Source organism: Arsenophonus endosymbiont of Crataerina pallida (assembly GCF_964020125.1).
Lineage (GTDB): Bacteria > Pseudomonadota > Gammaproteobacteria > Enterobacterales > Enterobacteriaceae > Arsenophonus > Arsenophonus nilaparvatae.
Window position 1 is genome coordinate 2404695 of record NZ_OZ026540.1, and the last position, 21507, is coordinate 2426201.

Consider the following 21507-nt stretch of genomic DNA (forward strand, 5'->3'; position numbering starts at 1 on the left):
TTTTGCTGGCTCTTGAGTTTTATTATGAAAACCAAAATAAGTATCTCGCAAACGTTTGCTTAGGCTGGTAGAATTATTTCTGTTTCCATCTATTTTACTAAATGCAATCGCCTTGGGAGCTTGCTGTGACAGATAAAATTTCTCTCAGCTATAAAGATGCTGGTGTCAATATCGATGCAGGTAATACACTGGTCGAACGTATTAAAGGTGCTGTTAAAGAAACCCGCCGCCCAGAAGTAATGGGAGGATTAGGCGGCTTTGGCGCACTGTGTGCCTTACCACAAAAATATCGTGAGCCAATCTTAGTTTCAGGCACAGATGGTGTCGGAACAAAACTGCGATTAGCAATGGACTTAAAACGCCATGATACAATTGGCATTGATTTAGTTGCTATGTGCGTTAATGATTTGATTGTTCAAGGTGCCGAGCCACTCTTTTTTCTCGATTATTACGCCACCGGTAAACTAGCCGTCGATACAGCGACCAGCGTGATCAAAGGCATTGCAGCAGGCTGTAAACAATCAGGCTGTGCTCTAGTCGGCGGTGAAACAGCAGAGATGCCTGGTATGTATCATGGTGAAGATTATGATATAGCAGGTTTTTGTGTTGGCGTGGTCGAAAAAACAAAAATTATTGATGGTAGCAAAGTTAAAGCTGGCGATACCCTAATTGCGTTAGGCGCTAGTGGCCCCCATTCCAATGGTTATTCATTAATTAGAAAAATTTTACAGTTAAACCAAATAGATCCAGCCACAGTACAACTAGAAAATAAGTCACTGGCTGATCATTTATTAGCCCCAACACGCATCTATGTTAAAAATATTCTAGCGTTGATTGAAAAACAGAATATTCATGCCATTGCCCATATAACCGGTGGTGGCTTTTGGGAAAATATTCCACGGGTTTTACCCGCCAATACCCAAGCGCAGATCGATAGCGCTAGCTGGCAATGGCCGGCGATATTTAGTTGGTTACAACAAACCGGTAATGTATCGACCCATGAAATGTACCGCACCTTCAATTGTGGTGTTGGCATGTTAATTGTTTTACCCGCAGAAGAAGTCTCTGATACATTACAACTACTCAATCAACTGGGTGAAAAAGCCTGGCAAATTGGTAAAATTGTCGAGATCAACGCGGATGAACCGCAGGTAACAATCAGCTAATGAAAAATTTTGTAGTATTAATTTCTGGCAATGGCAGTAATTTACAAGCCATTATTAATGCTTGCCAAAAACAAAGTATTGCCGCAAAAATTAGTGCAGTTTTCAGTGATAATCCAACTGCTTATGGTTTAGAACGGGCCAAGCAAGCCGCGATCCCAACTGTCGTGATGCAAAAAACGGATTACGCGGATAACCATGCTTATGATGCTTCACTGATGACCGAAATAGCACGATATCAGCCAGATCTGATCGTGTTGGCAGGTTACATGCGCATTCTCACGCCACGCTTTGTCAGCCATTATTTAGGTAAAATAATTAATATTCACCCTTCCTTATTACCTAAGTATCCCGGATTAGATACTCACCGTAAAGCGCTAGCAAACGGAGATAAAGAGCACGGTACTTCGATTCACTTTGTCACTGAGAAATTGGATGCAGGTCCAATTATTTTACAAGCTAAAGTGCCTATCTTTGCCGGAGATCAACCGCAAGATATTATTGCGCGCGTTCAAACACAAGAGCATCGTATTTATCCATTAGTTATTAATTGGTTTGTTAAAGGCCGTTTAGCTATGGTTAATAATTCAGCCTTCCTGGATGGCTGTAAACTACCTGAATACGGTTATGCTAATGAAGATTAGCAGTATCTGTCCCTATGTGATGCCAATGGCATCACAATTTTGTATACTGATGCTAACCCATATTGATACAAATTCTAATTGATAATTTTGTAGTAATAATCAACCAATACTTAACTAATTAGTTATCGAAAACTGAGTTTATTGTTAAAATATAATTGCTCTCATTTATCACTCAGCTTGATTCTGCTATTCTTTACTAACCAAACCGACTAAAAATACAGAACATCCATAGTAACTATTTTAATATGCTAAGTTTTACTCCCAATCGAGGTATCCAATGCCTACTGGCAAAAAAAATGAGTCAATTACACTACGACCTTTAGAACGTGAAGATCTCCCATTTGTCCATCAATTAGATAATAACGCCAGTGTTATGCGTTATTGGTTCGAAGAGCCTTATGAAGCTTTTGTTGAATTAAGTGATCTGTATGACAAACACATTCATGATCAGTTAGAGCGTCGGTTTATTATTGAAAATGAAGGCACTAAAATTGGATTAATTGAATTAGTAGAAATAAATTATATTCATCGTCGAGCTGAAATTGGCATTATTATCGATCCGGCCTTTCAAGGTAAAGGATATGCCGCCAAAGCCACCAACCTAGCGATGGATTATGCTTTTTCAGTGTTAAATCTCTATAAAGTCTACTTGATTGTGGATAAAGAAAATACCAAAGCGCTGCATATTTATAAAAAATTGGGCTTTCATATTGAAGGCGATTTGGTTGATGAATTTTTTATTAATGGTAAATATCGTACCGTCATTCGGATGAGTATTTTTCAACATCAATACAGTGAAATGAGAAAAAAATTCTCACCAGAGGCCAATAAAACACCTGAAAAATCATCAGTAATCAGATAAGCTGTTAAGTATCAATATCCTGTATTACTAAATAACAATATTGGTTATGGAGTAAAGATGTCTCAAGATCGGCTCTATACTGAAAAAGAGATCAGTTGGTTATCATTCAATGAGCGAGTTTTGCAAGAAGCAGCAGATAAACGTAATCCGCTGATTGAACGCATGCGATTTTTAGGCATTTATTCCAATAACCTTGAAGAATTTTATAAAATTAGATTTGCTGATGTTAAGCGACGTATATTAATTAATGAAGAACGAGGAACCGCATCCAGTTCACGCCAGCTATTAAAGCGAATTGAAAGCAAAGTTGCCAAACTGGATCAAGAATTTGACTCATTATATAACGAGTTATTACTTGAAATGGCGCGTAACCAAATTTTCCTAATTAATGAACGGCAAATTTCGCCAAATCAACAAATTTGGTTACGACAATTTTTTCGCCAACAACTTCGTCAGCATATTACGCCTATCCTGATCACGCCGGAAACTGATTTAGTTGAATTTTTAAAAGATGATTATACCTATTTAGCCGTTGAAATTATCAAGGGACAAAATATTCAATATGCCTTACTAGAAATTCCAGCAGGCAAACAACCTCGATTTGTTCATTTACCGCCTGAAATGCCAAAACGTAGGAAATCAATGATCCTGCTAGATAATATTTTGCGTTATTGTCTAGACGAAATATTTAAAGGCTTTTTTGACTATGACCAATTAAACGCCTACGCGATGAAAATGACGCGCGATGCGGAATATGATTTAACTACTGAGATGGAATCCAGCATGCTGGAGTTGATGTCATCCAGTTTAAAACAACGTCTTAATGCCGAACCGGTTCGTTTTGTTTATCAACGTAATATGCCTGATGAAATGGTAGAACTACTGAGAAAAAAACTCGGACTATCAAGTGATGATTCAGTCATTGCCGGTGGCCGTTATCATAACTTTAAAGATTTCATTAAATTTCCAAACGAAGGTAATAAAAATTTACTGAATAAACCACTGCCGCGTTTACGTCATCGTCGTTTTGATAACTTCCGTAATGGCTTTGATGCGATCAGAGAAAAAGATGTTCTCCTCTATTATCCCTATTACACTTTTGAGCATACGATAGAATTATTACGCCAAGCCTCTTTTGATCCCAACGTATTGACAATCAAAATCAATATTTATCGTGTAGCCAAGGATTCGCGCATTATTGAATCGATGATCCATGCAGCGCACAACGGTAAAAAAGTCACCGTGGTGGTTGAATTACAAGCGAGATTTGATGAAGAAGCCAATATTCATTGGGCTAAGCATCTTACCGAAGCCGGAGTACATGTCATTTTCTCTGCACCTGGCCTTAAGATCCACGCTAAACTTTTTATTATTTCTCGTCTCGAACAAGGTGAAATTATTCGTTATGCTCATATTGGCACCGGAAATTTTAACGAAAAAACCGCTCGCCTTTATACCGACTATTCCTTATTAACGGCAAATCAACAAATTACCAATGAAGTAAGGCGGGTATTTAACTTTATTGAAAACCCTTACCGACCTGTCAATTTTGAAAATCTAATGGTTTCGCCGCAAAATTCACGCACTCGGATGACGCAACTGATCGATCGGGAAATTAGCAACGTTCAAGCGGGAAAAGCGGCCGCTATCTTGCTAAAGATTAATAACTTAGATGACAAAGAGTTAATTAATCGTCTTTATGATGCCTCCAAAGCTGGCGTAAAAATTCGTCTGCTGATCCGAGGCATGTGTTCGCTGGTTCCCGGCCAAGCTAATTTTAGTGAAAATATTCAAGTTACTAGCATTGTCGACCGTTTTCTTGAGCATGACAGAGTTTATGTATTTAGTAATAATGGCAACGAAGAAGTCTTCATCTCATCAGCTGACTGGATGACCCGCAATATCGATTTTCGTATTGAAGTGGCTGTTAAATTGGTTGATCAACAACTGAAACAACGCGTGCTCGACATTCTTGAATTACAATTTAATGATACCGTTAAAGCGCGTTATATCGATAAAGAGTTAACCAATCGTTATGTACCACGCGGTAATAAACGCAAGATCCAGGCACAGCTTGCTGTCTACGATTATCTAAAATCACTAGAACATCCAGAAACAAGAGCTTAACACTATGCCATTAATAAAACCTTCAGCATCGAGGCCGATGGAAATTGCTGCCATAGATCTTGGCTCTAATAGCTTCCATATGATTGTTGCGCGAATAGTTAATGGTGCCTTACAGATTTTAACCCGCATTAAAAAACGTGTTCATCTGGCTGACGGTTTAGATGAACATAACAAATTAAGCGAAAAATCAATTCAGCGTGCCTTGACCTGCTTAGCGCTTTTTGCTGAACGTTTACAAGGATTTACCGCTGATAATGTTTGCATAGTTGGAACTCATGCCTTACGAGAAGCGGTTAACGTCAAAGAGTTTTTGCAACGAGCTAAAGCCGTTATACCCTACCCAATTGAAATTATTTCAGGCCAAGAAGAAGCGCGGCTGATTTTTATGGGGGTTGAGCATACCCAGTCAGAAAAAGGTCGGAAGCTGGTGATCGATGTTGGCGGTGGCTCTACAGAACTTATTATTGGTGAAAATTTTAAGCCTCTATTAATGGAAAGCCGTAAAATGGGCTGCATCAGCTATGCCCGCCAATTTTTTGCTAATAATCTAATTAATGAAACTAATTTTGCGCGCGCCTATTTTGCTAGCCGACAAAAACTGGAAAATCTTGCTTGCCAATATCAAATGCAAGGTTGGGACTATGCCTTTGGTGCTTCAGGAACCATAAAAGCAATTCATGAAGTACTTTGCCAGTTGGGTGATTCAGATGGCATCATCACCCATGAGCGCTTAGTTAAACTAAAAAAATTAGTACTAAAGTATAAAAATTTTAAGTCACTCGATCTACCCGGCTTATCAGCAGAGCGTGCTCACGTTTTTGTTCCGGGATTAGCCATTTTATGTGGCATATTTGATTCTCTGCAAATCAAGCAGTTAACGCTCTCTGACGGTGCTTTACGTGAAGGGGTTCTCTATGAAATGGAAGGACGTTTTCGTCATCAAGACATTCGCCAACGCACCGCATTAAGTTTAGCTGAACATTATAATATTGACCGAGAACAAACGCAGCGAGTATCAAAAACCATCGAGATCCTTTATCAACAATGGGCAAAACAAAATCCCAAGTTGGTTAACCCACAATTGAAAGTGCTACTTATCTGGGCCGCTATGCTGCATGAGGTTGGATTAAATATCAATCATAATGGCTTACATCGTCATTCTGCCTATATTTTATACAACACCAATCTGCCAGGATTTAACCAAGAGCAACAGTTATTACTAGCGACATTGGTCAGGTATCATAAAAAAAGTATCAAAGCTGATGAATTCCCTAAGTTAAATCTATTTAAGAAAAAACAATATTTACCCATGATCCAACTATTACGGTTAGCTACGCTACTTAATAATCAACGTCAATCGACAACCACGCCAAACTCACTACGTTTGAAAACCGATCAAAATCATTGGACACTCTATTTTCCTCCCCACTATTTACAGCAAAATGCGTTAATGCTGCTAGATTTAGAAAAAGAACAAAAATATTGGCAAGATGTTCCTAGCTGGAAACTAAAAATTAAAGAGGAATCTGCTTGATATTTTGGTATGATTAAAAATAAAATCTAGCAACCATAAATCTAACTTAATTGCTTGTTTTCTATTCAATAACTTATTTATCCTGCTGCTGATAGTAGTTGTTTAAATAATGTGTGCATTTAATCGAAAGTCATTAAAAATGATAATACCTGATAATAGGTTACGACTATTAGTATTTAAGGATAACCATGTCTCAACCAGCCTTTTCATCGAATATTACCTCACTTATTAATCCACATTCACAAAAGCTGGCACAAATTAGGCAAGATATTTTGACGCTTTTCATGGAAAATGAAGAGACGATTAAAATATTAGCCACCCAACACGACAAACAACAAGCCTTATCGATCGTAAAGCACGATAAAAATATCATCCAAATTAAATCACTATTACATGCCTTACATGCAGCCGATATTGCGGATCTTTTAGAAATGTTGCCTTATGATGAACGCTCATCACTATGGTATTTAATTGATAATAATAAACGTGGTCAGGTTTTAGTCGAAGCCTCAACCTCGGTCTGGGAAAGTTTACTCAAGAACATGTCAGATAGAGAGTTGCTACGTGCTGTTGCTAATCTACATGTTGATGAGCAAGCCTATATTGCCGAACACTTACCGCGCGACACAATGCGTCGTTTACTGACTTACCTTGATCCCAGTTTACGTAATCAGATCCGTGAGGTACTACAATATCCTAAAGATAGCGGTGGCCAAATGATGGATTTTGAATTTATTACCGTTAGGCCTAACGTTAGCCTGAAAACTGTTCAACGCTATCTACGCCAGCGCGGTAATATCCCTGAAGCAACCGATAAAATTTTTATTGTCGATATACAAAATCGCTTGCAAGGGGAATTGCCATTAACGACGATTTTAACCTCATCACCAACAAAAACAGTGGCTGATGTGATGAAAACCGCCACGATGAGCTTCTTGCCTGACGAAAAAGCAGAAGACGCTGCAAGTGCTTTTGAACGATACGATTTGATTTCAGCTGCTGTGGTTGATAACAATGGTTTATTAATGGGACGCTTAACCGTTGAAGATATAGTTGATAATCTTAATGAAGAGAGTGATAGCAACATCCGGCGCATGGGAGGATTAAGCCCTGAGGAAGATGTTTTTGCCCCCGTTGGGCAAGCAGTAAAAACTCGCTGGACCTGGCTTGCCGTTAACCTCTGTACCGCCTTCATTGCCTCACGAGTGATTGGTGTGTTCGAAAATACCATTTCACAACTGGTCGCACTGGCAACACTAATGCCTATTGTCGCCGGCATTGGTGGCAATACCGGCAACCAAACTATCACTATGATTGTTCGAGCAATTGCCTTGCATCAAATCCAAACTGGTAATTTCTCATTTCTGTTACTGAGAGAATTAGGCGTCGCGCTGATCAATGGTATTGTCTGGGGCGGGATCATGGGCATCGTCACCTATTTACTCTATGGTAACCTTGAGATGGGTGCGGTGATGACTTTAGCTATGATATTGAACTTAATGATGGCCGCATTAATGGGCGTTATTATCCCATTAATTGGTGAAACTGGGTCGAGATCCGGCCATTGGCTCAAGTGTGATGATAACCGCGATTACTGATACCGGCGGCTTCTTTATTTTCTTAGGTTTAGCCACTCTTTTTCTAATTTAAATCGTCAGCGCTAATCTATCATGGCAACATTAGAATAGCGCCTTAAAACAAAACTTATTACACCTCTTTGCTATCTCAATATATTTAAATTAATAGCCAAATTTTTCTCTATCTATCAATTGAAAAATAGCAGATTAATATATTTATATGGTTAAAATAGAATGCATTACTATCTAAATTTCATCCTTGATTTTGCTAACCATTGATTTAATTAAAAACAAATAACCCAATATTTCTCCGGTTTAAAGGTTATCCAGAGTAGGATAAAATAATATCCGCTTTTTATGTTTATATAGACAATGACGAAAAAAACCAGATTATTGGTTATAACTGCCGGATGATAAACAGATAATTATTATCGCTAAATCAAGATATCATTGTTATTTCATTATTTTTTATTATTAAAAAATAAAATCAATTAACAAATTGCACCTATTGTTTGAATGATTTATTCAGCGAATTAATACACTATTTTGCCTATTAATAAAAAGGATTAAAAAAACATGCCATCGCTAACCAATACGCAAAGTCAGCCTGTTGCCAGGCCACTAAATCGGCAAGATTATAAAACGCTGGGTCTATCTTCGTTAGGTAGTACACTTGAGTTTTACGATTTTGTTATTTTTGTCTTTTATGCCAAAACCATCTCGCTACTTTTTTTTCCGGCTGGTAATCAATTTCTCGCTCTGATAGCAACCCTTGGGTTATTCGCTGCCGGTTATCTAGCTCGTCCATTAGGTGGCATTATTATGGCACACTACGGCGATAAAATAGGCCGTAAGCGCATGTTCAGTTTGAGTATCTTTATGATGGCCCTGCCCACTTTAGTTATAGGAGCATTGCCAACTTATGCCACGATTGGTATTGCTGCGCCACTGTCATTACTTTTGATGCGTATTATGCAGGGAGCGGCAATTGGCGGAGAAATGCCAGGTGCCTGGGTGTTTATCGCTGAACACACGCCAAAACAGCGTTATGGTTGAGCTATTGGAACGCTGACTTCAGGCATTACCGGTGGTATTTTGCTCGGCTCGATTATTGCCATTATCATTGAATATCACTTTACCGAACAACAAATTGTCGATTTCGCCTGGCGCATTCCGTTTATTGTCGGCGGGTTATTTGGCTTTATTGCTGTCTATTTGCGACGCTTTTTACAGGAAACCCCAATATTCAAAGAGTTAGCGGCACAAAGAGCGCTTTGTAATGAGTTGCCAGTTAAGACTGTTTTAACATCACATAAGCAGGCTTGTTTGATCACCGCGCTACTAACCTGGTCTCTATCGACCTCAATTATCGTGATCATTTTAATGACGCCTGACGTTATTTTACGCGGCATCTACCATATCGATCGGAATAGCGCCTTACAAGCCAATTGCTTTGCAGTGTTGATGTTAACCGTTGGCTGTATTTTTTTGGGGTTACTTAAGCGATAAAATTGGCTCCCGTCTCACCATGTTAGTAGCCTATAGCGGCCTGATCATCAGCGCCAGCTATTTCTATTCCATACTATCACCGGCTATTTCATTTTTAACATTAAGTAGTTATTACGGCATTATGGGATTGTTCGTCGGCGCCGTCGTTTTAACCCCGATTATTGGCACTCGGGCATTTCCACCTGCAATCCGTTTTTCTGGCCTGTCTTTTGCCTACAATATTGCCTATGCAATTTTTGGTGGTTTAACGCCGATCATCACGGGCTTCTGGCTACAACAATCTCATCTGGCACCGGTTTATTATGTCAGTGCCGTTGCAGTGCTAGCTATCTTGGTTGGTTTTTTACCGCTAGCATATCAAGGGTGGCAACATCAGCCGGCAAAATAAATCTAACGGGCAATAATATCCGCTTTTACTCGCTGCTAAGTGGTTAATAACTTCTGGCTTAATAATAAAAAAGTACATCATTTATTAGACTGATGCACTTTATACAACCATAAAAAATCTTAATTTCACCAACATCCATCAGCGCCAGGCTGGCGGCATGATGCCGGCAATGATGGTTGGAAAATGGGCCTTAATATAAGTAACCATCATATTTGATAGCACTGCCGAACAGGTGAACTCTCTCTCATGGCCTAATAATCTATTAGTCCAATCTCGATACTGTTCTTCAGAACCCAATGTTGTTGGCGCTAGTCGATATGCTTGCTCCATTAAAGCAAAGGCAAAATATCTCAATGGCAGCGGTGAATCGTATTCAGTGCCAAATAAGGCACTAGAAGAATACTTACAAAATAAAGCTGACAAACATAACAGAACTTCAGCTTGTCTTTGTGGAGTAGCGTCCGTAAGCTGATAGGTAGCTAATAATTGTGTCGCATATTCATCTGTTAAACAATAATAGGTTATATCTTTTTCAACATATTGGTTAAACTTATTGGCAAATATTGTTTTTAGTTTAGCGTCGTTATCAAAACCGATTAATTTAAAGGCAGAAGAAGATTGTTTGGTTGCTGTTTCAAAAGTGGCGCGCAAATCACCCAATTCTAAAGAATCCAGTAATTTAATAAAACACATTTGCTGTTGGCAAAACTGATAGCTGGAGGCAAATAATATAAAATGATGCTGAAAAAGATCATCTAACAGATAATTCGCCGGGCCAATATTCTCTTGCCCTTGATAGAGATAGAAACCATGCCAGTTCATATTCACTTGTTGCGCTAACCTAATATCTAACATCTGCTGTAACTGGTTTTGCGAAACCAACATAGCCCAATCACTACCTTGCTAACTTAAGTCAAGCTAATATGCTTGGTGCTAAACTGAATGGCGCCGATTTAACTGGTGCCAAGCTAGGTAATATCGCTTTACCGTTTTGGGATGAAACTCGATTAGATACTTATCTTAACCATATCAATAATGATTTTAGTTTACTAACAACCATCGACAGTATTGATAATAAATATAATGACAAGAAAATAGAGCTGGTACATCAATTAATCGACTCGTTAGATAAACGCTCCTCAAATACTTCACTATCATCAGTGGTAGAGTTAAGCAATAACCTATTACGCCATTTTCTATGTATTGCTTAAACTTATTGTCAAATATCGCGGCCAGTTTAGCTTGACTGTCAAAATCGATTAATTTAATTGCAGATGAGCTTTGCGTTGTTGCGGTTTGAAAGGTGGTTTGCAATTTACCTAACGCTAAAGTTGCTAATAATTGGCTAAATTTGGCTTGCTGCTGTTGAAATAGATAGTTAGACGCAAATAATTTAAAATGATGTTCAAAAAGATCATCTAAACGATAATCTGCCGGGCCAATATTGTCTTGCCCTTGATAGAGATAAAAGCCATGCCAATTGATATTCTCTGGTTGCGCTGACTGAATACCTAACATCCGCTGTAGCTGGTTTTGCGACATTAACATAGCATAGTGACTATCTGGCTTGGCAGAGAGCAGAATAAAATTATCCGCCTCTTTATTAGACCAATCAGGTTTGCCAGCATAATCACCGAAATCACCTTTAGTATAAGGCTCAACACGGTTATCTTGCAGATAACTGTTATACAGGATTTCAGCCTGTTCTTTATAGTTACTCTCACCCGCCATCGCTTGTGAAATCAACTGAACAAAGGCACCATTATGACTAACCATCATTTGCGGTTGGTGAGTAAAACAGTTTAGCAAGATTGTCAAAACAGGAGCAGTTTGTGCCGGCATCGTGCTGACAGCATATTTCGCCAGATAAGACGGCAATATGTTATTATTAAGCCAGTTAATAATTTTCTGATCCTGGTTATAGGGCGCTTTAGCAAAAGTCTCTAATAAGGAGTTTACTACTGATGATAGTGAAACGTTTGTAGGACGTTTGTCTAATGAATCAATCAGCTGATGAACTAATGCTATCTTCTTCTTATTATAGATGGGCTCAATACTATCGATAGTTTTAAGCAAGCAAAGAGTTTATTACCTATAAAGGGTAGGTTTTTTAACCACAATAGCTCGGGTAATCTAATTTCAGTTGGTGATTTTGCCCATTCAATCAGTGGGCCACTGTTTTGAATAATGCTACCAATTAGTATTGCAAAAGGAATAACAAATAATAATATTACTAATAGAGTCATCGCTATACTTGCTAGCCATTTTTTATGCCATAGTTTACTTTCAATTTTTTTAAATAATGGCCAGGTTGCAATAACCACCATGCCTGCCCAGAGAAAACCAAGTATGAATGGTTTCAATACCCAAAAACATGCAGCTATCATCAATAAAATAGCAATTATGCTAAAAATGAATTTGGGTAAATCATTAGGGGATTGCGCTTTTTCCATATATTAGCCTGATTATAAAGAATGATGGGTGCATATTATCAATTGTCTATTACATGATTAATCATGTTTTTTGTATCTAATAAAAGTAGGGTGATGATGGAAATTGTATTGTTTACAAAATGTTAATTACCAAATTTTGTCTGGTATGTACTCTCAATTAAAGATAGTACATAAATTGCAAAGTGAACACTAATTAAAAAGAGTTACTAGTATAATGATCCCACGTATAGGACGCGCTCATCAAATCAGTCAGCAGATAACAACCTATTTAACGACATTAAAAGACCGAGGTTTTAGCGGAGATTTAACCACCAGTTATGCTGAACGTTTATCAATGGCAACAGATAATAGTATTTATCAACTTACACCTCAAGCTGTTGTCTATCCACGTTCGACTAGCGATGTTCAATTGTTGGCGAAACTTGCCATTGATAAACAATTTCAGTCATTAACCTTTACACCCAGAGGTGGTGGCACAGGGACCAATGGCCAGGCTTTGACTGAAGGCATTGTGGTTGATATGTCGCGCTATATGCAAAAAATTTTGCAAATTAATGTGGCAGAAAAATGGGTTAGAGTCGAAGCTGGTGTGATAAAAGATCAACTTAACCAATTTTTGGCACCTTATGGTTATTTCTTTTCACCTGAATTATCAACCAGTAACCGAGCCACTTTGGGTGGCATGATCAATACTGATGCCTCAGGTCAAGGCTCATTAGTTTATGGTAAAACATCGGATCATGTACTGAGTGTTAAAGCTATTTTACTTGGTGGAGAGGTATTAGAAACCTATCCGATGACAGTTGAGTTGGCGGAGCGTTTTTCACAGCAGCAATCAACTATTGGTCGCATATATAGCACCGTTTATCACCATTGTCGTCAGCAGCGACAGCTAATTTTGGCTAAATTTCCGCGATTAAATAGATTTTTAACCGGTTATGATTTGCGACACGTGTTTGACGATACTATGACGCAATTTGATTTAACCCGAATTTTAACCGGCTCTGAAGGGACGCTGGCTTTCATTATCGAAGCTAAGCTAAATATTACTCCATTACCTAAAATAAGACGATTAGTTAATATAAAGTATGACTCATTTGATTCAGCGTTACGGAATGCACCAGTTATGGTGGCAGCCAAAGCATTATCAGTGGAAACGGTTGATACTAAAATCCTCTCTTTAGCGCGTGATGATATTATCTGGCATTCAGTGAGTAAATTAATTAACGATGTTGATGACAAAAAATTATCAGCATTAAATATTGTTGAATTTAGTGGGGATAGTGAAGAAAAAATTAATCAACAATTAACCCGTTTATGTTCACAATTGGATAAGTTAATTCAAGCCGGTAATTCGGGGATCCTTGATTATCATATATGCCATCAATTAGCAGATATTGAAAATATCTATACGAATGAGAAAAAAAGCAGTTGGCCTGTTGGCTAATACCAAAGGATTAGCAAAACCGATACCGTTCGTAGAGGATACTTGCGTGCCACCGGAGCATTTAGCCGATTACATTGCTGAATTTCGTGCGTTGCTTGACCGCAATAATTTAGCTTATGGCATGTTTGGACATGTTGATGCAGGGGTATTACATGTTCGCCCGGTGATGGATATGTGTGATCCTCAACAAGAAGTATTAATGAAACAAATTTCAGATCAAATTGCTCAACTTACTGCTAAATATGGCGGCTTATTATGGGGGGAACACGGTAAAGGTTTTCGCTCCGCCTATGGCCCACAATTTTTTGGTGAAAAGCTTTATCAAATACTCTGTCAAATTAAAACCGCATTTGATCCCTTTAATCAATTAAACCCAGGAAAAATATGCTCATCAATTAATGTAGCGCTCCCGTTAATGCCTATCGATGCTGTAAAAAGAGGAACTTATGATCGCACTATCCCGATCAAAGTGAGGGAAACATTTGAGCAGGTTATGGCCTGTAATGGTAATGGCTTGTGCTTTAATTTTGACGTTAATAGTCCAATGTGTCCTTCAATGAAAATTTCCCAGCAACGAATTCATTCGCCAAAAGGCCGAGCAACATTAATGCGAGAATGGTTAAGATTACAGGTTAAGCAAGGCGTAAACTTAGCGTTATTTGCAGAAGATATTAATAGTTATAAACTCTCTTGGCTGCAAAAAATAACACGCCTATACCATACCTTGCGAGCTAAGAGTGGACAGTATGATTTTTCCCCATGAAGTAAAAGAGGCGATGGCGGGTTGTTTAGCCTGTAAAGCGTGTTCAACCCAATGCCCAGTTAAAATTGATGTTCCCACGTTTAGGGCAAAATTTTTAGCCCTCTATTATAGTCGTTATTTGCGACCAATTAGTGACTACGTGGTTGCCAATATTGAATTAACTTTGCCGCTGATGGCAAAACAACCACGCTGGTTTAATTTTATATTACGGCAAGGGTGGATACAAACCCTAGGTCACAAGGTGATTGGACTAACGGATTTTCCTCAACTGTCTACACCCAGTTTACAACAACAATTGGCTGGTCATGCAGCATTGTCTCTGTCATTGCCACAATTAGAAAGCTTACCTGAAGAGACTCGCAGCCAATTTGTTTTTGTCGTCCAAGATCCATTTACTAGTTATTATGATGCAAGGGTAGTTGCAGATTTTATACATTTAATTGAAATATTAGGTTATCGGCCTATATTGTTGCCATTTTCTGCTAATGGAAAAGCGTTGCATATTAAAGGATATTTAACCCGTTTTGCCAAAACAGCGCAAAAAACAGCGGATTTTCTTAACCGCTTAGCGCAATTATCAATTCCGATGGTCGGTATTGATCCAGCCTTAGTGCTCTGTTATCGCGATGAATATAGCCAGATCCTTGGTAATAAACGGGATAAATTCGAAGTTAAATTAGTTAATGAGTGGCTGATGACAGTATTAGCGCCAAAGCCAGCAGCGAAGTTAACGGCTGAAAAATGGTATCTATTAGGGCATTGTACCGAAATGTCATTGTTAGCTGATAGTGCCCAACAATGGATTAAAATTTTTGCTCAGTTTGGTCGTCAACTTATTAATGTTAATGTTGGTTGTTGCGGCATGGCAGGAACTTATGGTCATGAGGTTAAACATCTGGCTAATTCAAAGGGAATTTATGCCTTATCTTGGGGAAATCGATTACAAAAATTACCCAAAACACGTTGTCTAGCAACAGGTTACTCTTGTCGCAGTCAAGTAAAACGAATTGAAAATGAAACAATAAAACATCCTTTACAAGCGTTATTGGAGATATTTAAATGATTTGGCAGCGTTCTTATACCCTCGAAGAAATTAATAGTTGGAGTGATAACAGCATGTTATCCCATTTAGGGATTGTTATGTTAAGTATCAGTGACGATACTATTGAAGCAACAATGCCGGTTGATCAAAGTACCATGCAGCCGTTTGGATTACTACATGGTGGTGCTTCGGTGGTATTAGCCGAATCGTTAGGCTCGATAGCTGGTTATCTCTGCACTCAAGATAATCAAAAAGTAGTTGGCACCGAAATTAATGCTAGCCATATTAGGCCGGTATCTTCAGGAAAAGTACGTGGCGTATGTAGTGCAATTCATCTAGGTCGCCGGCGACAAGTCTGGTCGATAAAAATCTTTGATGAACAATTAAGACTGAGTTGTATTTGTCGTTTGACAACAGTAATCATTTAATGATTAGCACTTAAAGATAACTAAACGACAAAAACTCGATGATTTAGCGATACTTTGTTCGTCACGTTAAATATTGCTGAATTTGCGAGTTTATTTTATTTTTTTAATGTTTATCAACATGTTAATATGATTGATAAATTAGGAATCGTAAAAAAACAGTAAAATAAACGCCACTTTTTGCTGAAAAAACACTCTAATAAAAATATCCGCTTAAAATAAATGGTTGAAGTGAGAAATGTTATCATTACCATATATAATATTAAACAAAAAAAGTCTAGTTACATTGATAGTGTAATCTAGTCAAAATATTAGTTTTGTGAGGTCAATAATGGCAGAGCATGTTGATACTTTTTCTTTGAATGAAACAACTTGGCAGGGCCTTACCATAACCGATAAAGCAGCTGCTCAAATTCTTAAATTAATGAAAAAAAATCCTGCTAGTCAGGGATTATCTCTTAATATCAAGCAATCAGGTTGTGCAGGATTTGGTTATGTCATTACATTGATAGATAATCCAACTAAAGAATATTTGCTGTTTGAAAATAATGGCGCCAAACTTTTTGTTCCTCTAAAAGCAATGCCATTTATTGATGGTACTGAGGTTGATTATGTTCGTGAGGGACTTAATCAAGTATTCAAATTTAATAATCCTAAGGCTCAACACGCTTGTGGTTGTGGTGAAAGCTTTGGTATTTAAGTGAATTAAATTATGTCACAGCGTAATATAGAAATTGGTGATGATGTTCAACAATGGATAGCGGAGCATCGTTATAAAGAGGGGTTTTTCACTCAGGTTGCAACGGATGAATTAGCTAAAGGTCTCAATGAAGAGGTCATCAAAGCGATTTCAGCCAAACGTAATGAACCTGATTGGATGTTGCAGTTTCGTTTAGAGGCTTATCAACATTGGTTGGGTATGGAAGAACCCCACTGGCTTAAAGGCTATTATCCTGATTTAAACTACCAGGAATATAGTTATTATGCAGCGCCATCCTGCAATAGTTGCGATGATACTTGTCAAACTGAAACTGATTCATCGGCAGCGGGTGGGGATGAGCATAGCAATAATTATCTGACCGCCGAAGTTGAAGAAGCATTCAATAAACTTGGTGTACCAGTCCGTGAGGGTAAATTGGTTGCGGTAGATGCTATTTTTGACTCTGTTTCTGTTTCAACAACTTATCGTAGCGAATTAGCGAAACTGGGTATTATTTTTTGCTCTTTTGGTGAAGCTATCCAACAGTATCCTGAGTTAGTAAAAAAATATATTGGTACGGTCGTTTCTAATCGAGACAATTTTTTTGCGGCATTAAATTCTGCTGTCGCTTCTGATGGGACATTTGTTTATGTGCCAAAAGGAGTTCGTTGCCCGATGGAATTATCAACCTATTTCCGTATTAATTCAGCTAAGACCGGTCAGTTTGAGCGCACTATCTTGATTGCTGATGAAGGTAGTTACGTTAGTTATATTGAAGGATGCTCTGCTCCGGTGCGAGATAGCTATCAATTACATGCTGCGGTAGTTGAAGTTATTATTCATAAAGATGCTGAAGTAAAATATTCTACCGTACAAAACTGGTTTTCAGGTGGTGAAAGTGAAACCGGTGGCATTTTAAACTTTGTCACCAAACGCGCCTTATGCGAGGGTGAGAATGCCAAAATGTCCTGGACACAGTCTGAAACAGGTTCGGCTATTACTTGGAAATATCCTAGTGTTATTTTGCAAGGGGATAATTCGGTGGGGGAATTCTTTTCAGTGGCATTAACCAATGGTAATCAACAGGCTGATACCGGTACAAAAATGATCCATATTGGTAAGAATACGCATTCCACCATCATCTCTAAAGGGATCTCAGCTGGTCGTAGTCAAAATAGTTACCGCGGTTTAGTAAAGATTTTACCGACGGCAGAAAATGCCAGAAATTATACCCAATGTGATTCTATGTTAATTGGCACTCAATGTGGCGCGCATACTTTTCCTTATATTGAAGTAAAAAATAGTAGCGCACAGTTAGAGCATGAAGCTACAACATCTCGTATTGGTGAAGATCAACTCTTTTATTGTTTGCAACGAGGTATTAGTGAGGATGACGCCATTTCGATGATCGTAAATGGTTTCTGTAAAGATGTCTTTTCTGAATTACCATTAGAGTTTGCCGTTGAAGCACAAAAATTGTTAGCAATTAGTTTGGAGCATAGTGTGGGTTGATGGTTCCTATTAAAAGAATACTCAGTTATTCAAAGGCCAATGAAATGTTAAGTGTTAAAAATTTAAATGTCAGTATTGAAGGTAATCAAATTCTTAACGGATTAAATCTAGAAGTAAAAGCGGGTGAAGTACATGCAATCATGGGGCCTAATGGATCAGGCAAGAGTACATTATCAGCGACACTGGCAGGACGTGAAGAATATCAAGTAGAACAGGGTGAAATTCTATTCAAAAATAAAAATTTGCTTGAGTTATCGCCGGAAGAACGTGCAGGAGAAGGTATATTTTTAGCCTTTCAATATCCAGTGGAAATTCCTGGCGTAAGTAATCAATTTTTCTTACAAACCTCGGTTAATGCAGTAAGAGAGTATCGTAAGCAGCCACCACTAGATAGATTTGATTTTCAGGATTTTATTGAAGATAAAATTGAACTACTTGATATGCCGAAAGATTTACTTACTCGATCAGTAAATGTCGGTTTCTCTGGTGGAGAAAAAAAGCGCAATGATATTTTACAGATGGCAGCGTTAGAGCCTGAGTTATGTATTTTAGATGAAACTGACTCGGGTCTTGATATTGATGCCTTAAAAGTTGTGGCTAATGGCGTGAACTCACTTCGTAGCCCTGAAAGAGCTTTTATCATCGTTACTCACTATCAGCGTATTTTGGATTATGTACAGCCTGATTTTGTTCATGTTCTCCATCAAGGCAAAATTATTCAATCAGGTGATTTTACCTTGGCCAAAAAACTGGAGGTACAAGGCTATGGCTGGCTTATTGACCAACAGTGAAAGAGCAGAAAAACAGCAGCAAGTCACAAAGTTAAATCAACAGGCGCTAAAAAGCTTTGCGACACTTTTTTATGCCAGTAAGAGAGCAAATGAAAAACAAGCTCAGGCCTATTGGCAGCAGGTAGAGAAAATTGGTTTTCCGCCATTTCGCCATGAAGAGTGGCATTATACGCCGTTGGCAAAAGTACTTAACGCTCAATACCAATTAAATAGTGATAAAGTTAACACAATTACTGCTGAGCAATTAAAACAGCTGGCTATCTCCCTTGACGGCTGGCGAATTGTTTTGTTTGATGGATGTCTTATCCCTGACTTAAGTAGTGATAACTTTGGTCCTTATCAAATTCAAATGATGGATGCGCAAGCACAGCTTCCAGCGCCTATCGTGACCGATGAAATATTCCTGTATTTAACTGAGAGTCTGGCCGCTCAACCCCTAATGATTAAATTGGCCGCTAATCAACAGGTAGAAAAACCGCTCTATATATTGAATATTACCTCTGGTTCAAATCACCATAATTATGTTAATACTAGTCACTATCGCTATCATTTAGAGATTGGTGCCAATTGCAAATCGCAGGTTGTTGAACATTTTGTTTCTGTTGATGATAAGCCGCATCTGACAGGCAGTCGATTGACCGCTAATATAGGTGATAATAGTCATTTTAGTCATATTAAACTTAGCGTTGAAAACAACCAAAGTCACCATTTTGCCCATAATGACATCTTGTCAGGTCGAGATAGTCAAATAAACAGTAGTGGTATTTTTATCGGCTCAGCATTACTTCGCCATCATACCAGTGTGAAATTAAATGGAGCGGGTAGCAGATTAACACTCAATAGCTTATTGTTGCCACAAAATAGAGAAATTGTTGATACCAGAACTTATCTTGAACATAATCAGCCATTTTGTGAAAGTCGCCAGTTGCATAAAACGATCGTGCAGGATGAAAGTAAAGCTGTTTTTAATGGTATGATTAAAGTTGCGCCACAGGCACTTAAAACCGATGGCCAAATGACAAATAATAATTTATTATTAGGTAAACAAGCCGAAATTGACACCAAACCGCAGTTAGAAATTTATGCTGATGATGTTAAGTGTAGTCATGGCGCTACAGTAGGCCGGATTGATGATGAACACCTGTTTTATTTACGTTCACGGGGTATTCATCTCAATGATGCAAAACATATGATTATGGTGGCCTTTGCAGCTGAAGTCATCAAAGCTATTGATAGTGAAGCTGTAAGTAACAAGGTAATGGATATTATTCAGCAGCGCTTGGCAGGGATTTAATATGACATTTTCAGCGGCATCCATTCGCAAAGATTTTCCTATGCTGGCAGAAAAAATCAACGATCAACCGTTGGTTTATTTGGATAGTGCTGCCAGTGCGCAAAAACCGCTCCAAGTGATAGAAAAGGAAAGGCAATTTCTTTGTCATCACTATGCGGCGGTACACCGAGGGATCCATCGCTTGAGTAGTGAAGCCACGGAGATGGTGGAAAATGTTCGTCAGCAAGTCGCTGATTTTATTCATGCAGCTGATTCTGAAGAAATTGTTTTTGTTAAAGGAACAACGGAAGGCATAAATTTAATTGCTAATAGTTATGGACATGGTTTTATCAAACCAGGCGATAATATTATCATTAGCCAAATGGAACATCACGCTAATATAGTTCCTTGGCATCTGCTTGCAGGCCAGATTGGTTTTGATATTCGTATATTACCTATTGATAATGATGGGAAATTAATTTTTGAACAATTAGATAGGCTAATCGATAGCCGGACTCGGTTACTCTCTTTTACCCACATGTCGAATGTTTTGGGAACTGTTAATCCAGCAAAACAGATTATTGCCTATGCGCGCCAATGTGCAGAGCAAAAAGCAGCACAATTGCATATTTTGCTTGATGGTGCGCAAAGTATTATGCACCAAATGATTGATGTCCAAGATTTAGATTGTGATTTTTATGTTTTTTCCGGTCACAAACTGTATGGACCTACTGGTATTGGTGTTTTATATGGCAAAAAGGCATTATTAAATGCTTTACCACCTTGGCAAGGTGGAGGAGCCATGATTGATAAAGTGAGTATGACGTTATCTGAGCCAGCAATAATAAATATCACTTACGAAAAGGCGCCATGGCGATTTGAAGCAGGCACACCCAATATTGTTGGCATTATTGGTTTAGGTGAGGCTTTACGTTATGTTAATAATATTGGTTATCAACAAATATCTGCTCATGAAACCGCATTAATGCAGTATGCCAATCAGCGTTTAAGTACGGTAAACTCTTTGCGTCTTTACGGCTCAGATGAGCGCCAGGGAGTTATTGCCTTCAATTTAGGCGAGCATCATGCTTATGATGTCGGTAGTTTTTTAGATAATTATGCGATTGCAATACGGACAGGCCACCATTGTGCGTTGCCATTGATGGATTTTTATCAAGTACCAGCTATGTGTCGAGCTTCGCTAGCGGTTTATACTACTAAAGAAGAGATTGATATTTTGGTTGAAAAACTACAACATATTGAAAAATTACTAACTTAATCTGTTTTAAAGTACATA

General features: G+C 38.3%; 14 protein-coding genes and 3 pseudogenes. 14 read left to right on the plus strand and 3 right to left on the minus strand.

Translation table 11 applies throughout. The features are described from left to right. Positions 1 to 125: 125 nt before the first annotated feature. From purM to AACL31_RS12805, 7 genes and pseudogenes are all read left to right on the plus strand, one after another. A complete protein-coding gene (gene purM, locus AACL31_RS12775) occupies positions 126 to 1166 on the plus strand; it encodes a phosphoribosylformylglycinamidine cyclo-ligase (RefSeq protein ID WP_310512005.1) in 1041 nt (346 codons plus the stop codon). Continuing rightward, entirely contained in the window at positions 1166 to 1807 is a 642-nt protein-coding gene (purN, locus tag AACL31_RS12780; RefSeq protein ID WP_339053210.1) for a phosphoribosylglycinamide formyltransferase, read from the plus strand. Before purM ends, purN begins: the two co-directional genes overlap by 1 nt. A 277-nt stretch (positions 1808 to 2084) precedes the next feature. Next, entirely contained in the window at positions 2085 to 2669 is a 585-nt protein-coding gene (speG, locus tag AACL31_RS12785; protein WP_032114887.1) for a spermidine N1-acetyltransferase, read from the plus strand. A gap of 57 nt (positions 2670 to 2726) precedes the next feature. Beyond that, complete coding sequence (gene ppk1, locus AACL31_RS12790) at positions 2727 to 4796, plus strand: polyphosphate kinase 1 (RefSeq protein WP_310512007.1); 2070 nt, start codon at positions 2727 to 2729, stop codon at positions 4794 to 4796. A gap of 4 nt (positions 4797 to 4800) precedes the next feature. Further along, on the plus strand, positions 4801 to 6330 hold the full coding sequence (gene ppx, locus AACL31_RS12795; RefSeq protein WP_310512008.1) for an exopolyphosphatase: 1530 nt from the start codon (positions 4801 to 4803) through the stop codon (positions 6328 to 6330). 188 nt (positions 6331 to 6518) lie between these two features. Next, positions 6519 to 7980, plus strand: a pseudogene (gene mgtE / locus AACL31_RS12800) (magnesium transporter). Between the two features lie 503 nt (positions 7981 to 8483). Next, positions 8484 to 9804 (plus strand): annotated as a pseudogene (locus tag AACL31_RS12805) (MFS transporter). A gap of 138 nt (positions 9805 to 9942) precedes the next feature. Here the strand turns inward: AACL31_RS12805 and AACL31_RS12810 are convergent. From AACL31_RS12810 to AACL31_RS12820, 3 genes are all read right to left on the minus strand, one after another. Next, positions 9943 to 10689, minus strand: coding sequence for a hypothetical protein (locus tag AACL31_RS12810; RefSeq protein ID WP_310512009.1), 747 nt, complete (start codon positions 10687 to 10689; stop codon positions 9943 to 9945). A gap of 156 nt (positions 10690 to 10845) precedes the next feature. Continuing rightward, positions 10846 to 11880 carry a hypothetical protein gene (locus AACL31_RS12815; RefSeq protein WP_339053203.1) on the minus strand — a complete coding sequence of 345 codons (1035 nt, stop codon included), beginning with the start codon at positions 11878 to 11880 and terminating at the stop codon, positions 10846 to 10848. Continuing rightward, positions 11829 to 12257 carry an AI-2E family transporter gene (locus AACL31_RS12820; RefSeq protein WP_339053202.1) on the minus strand — a complete coding sequence of 143 codons (429 nt, stop codon included), beginning with the start codon at positions 12255 to 12257 and terminating at the stop codon, positions 11829 to 11831. The genes AACL31_RS12815 and AACL31_RS12820 overlap by 52 nt, the downstream gene beginning before the upstream one ends. A 214-nt stretch (positions 12258 to 12471) precedes the next feature. Here AACL31_RS12820 and ydiJ point away from each other — a divergent pair. From ydiJ to sufS, 7 genes and pseudogenes are all read left to right on the plus strand, one after another. Beyond that, a pseudogene (ydiJ, locus tag AACL31_RS12825) lies at positions 12472 to 15530 on the plus strand (D-2-hydroxyglutarate dehydrogenase YdiJ). Beyond that, positions 15527 to 15937 carry a hotdog fold thioesterase gene (locus AACL31_RS12830; RefSeq protein ID WP_310512810.1) on the plus strand — a complete coding sequence of 137 codons (411 nt, stop codon included), beginning with the start codon at positions 15527 to 15529 and terminating at the stop codon, positions 15935 to 15937. Before ydiJ ends, AACL31_RS12830 begins: the two are co-directional and overlap by 4 nt. Positions 15938 to 16262: 325 nt before the next feature. Then, positions 16263 to 16634 (plus strand): Fe-S cluster assembly scaffold SufA, encoded by a 372-nt coding sequence (gene sufA / locus AACL31_RS12835; protein WP_310512816.1) that lies wholly within the window; start codon positions 16263 to 16265, stop codon positions 16632 to 16634. A gap of 12 nt (positions 16635 to 16646) precedes the next feature. Beyond that, positions 16647 to 18146: a Fe-S cluster assembly protein SufB gene (sufB, locus tag AACL31_RS12840; RefSeq protein WP_310512809.1), complete on the plus strand. Its 1500-nt coding sequence runs from the start codon at positions 16647 to 16649 to the stop codon at positions 18144 to 18146. Positions 18147 to 18190: 44 nt separating this feature from the next. Next, positions 18191 to 18937 (plus strand): Fe-S cluster assembly ATPase SufC, encoded by a 747-nt coding sequence (gene sufC, locus AACL31_RS12845; protein ID WP_310512808.1) that lies wholly within the window; start codon positions 18191 to 18193, stop codon positions 18935 to 18937. Further along, a complete protein-coding gene (gene sufD, locus AACL31_RS12850; RefSeq protein ID WP_310512807.1) occupies positions 18912 to 20231 on the plus strand; it encodes a Fe-S cluster assembly protein SufD in 1320 nt (439 codons plus the stop codon). Before sufC ends, sufD begins: the two co-directional genes overlap by 26 nt. A gap of 1 nt (position 20232) precedes the next feature. After that, positions 20233 to 21489 carry a cysteine desulfurase SufS gene (sufS, locus tag AACL31_RS12855; protein ID WP_310512806.1) on the plus strand — a complete coding sequence of 419 codons (1257 nt, stop codon included), beginning with the start codon at positions 20233 to 20235 and terminating at the stop codon, positions 21487 to 21489. Positions 21490 to 21507 lie beyond the last annotated feature (18 nt).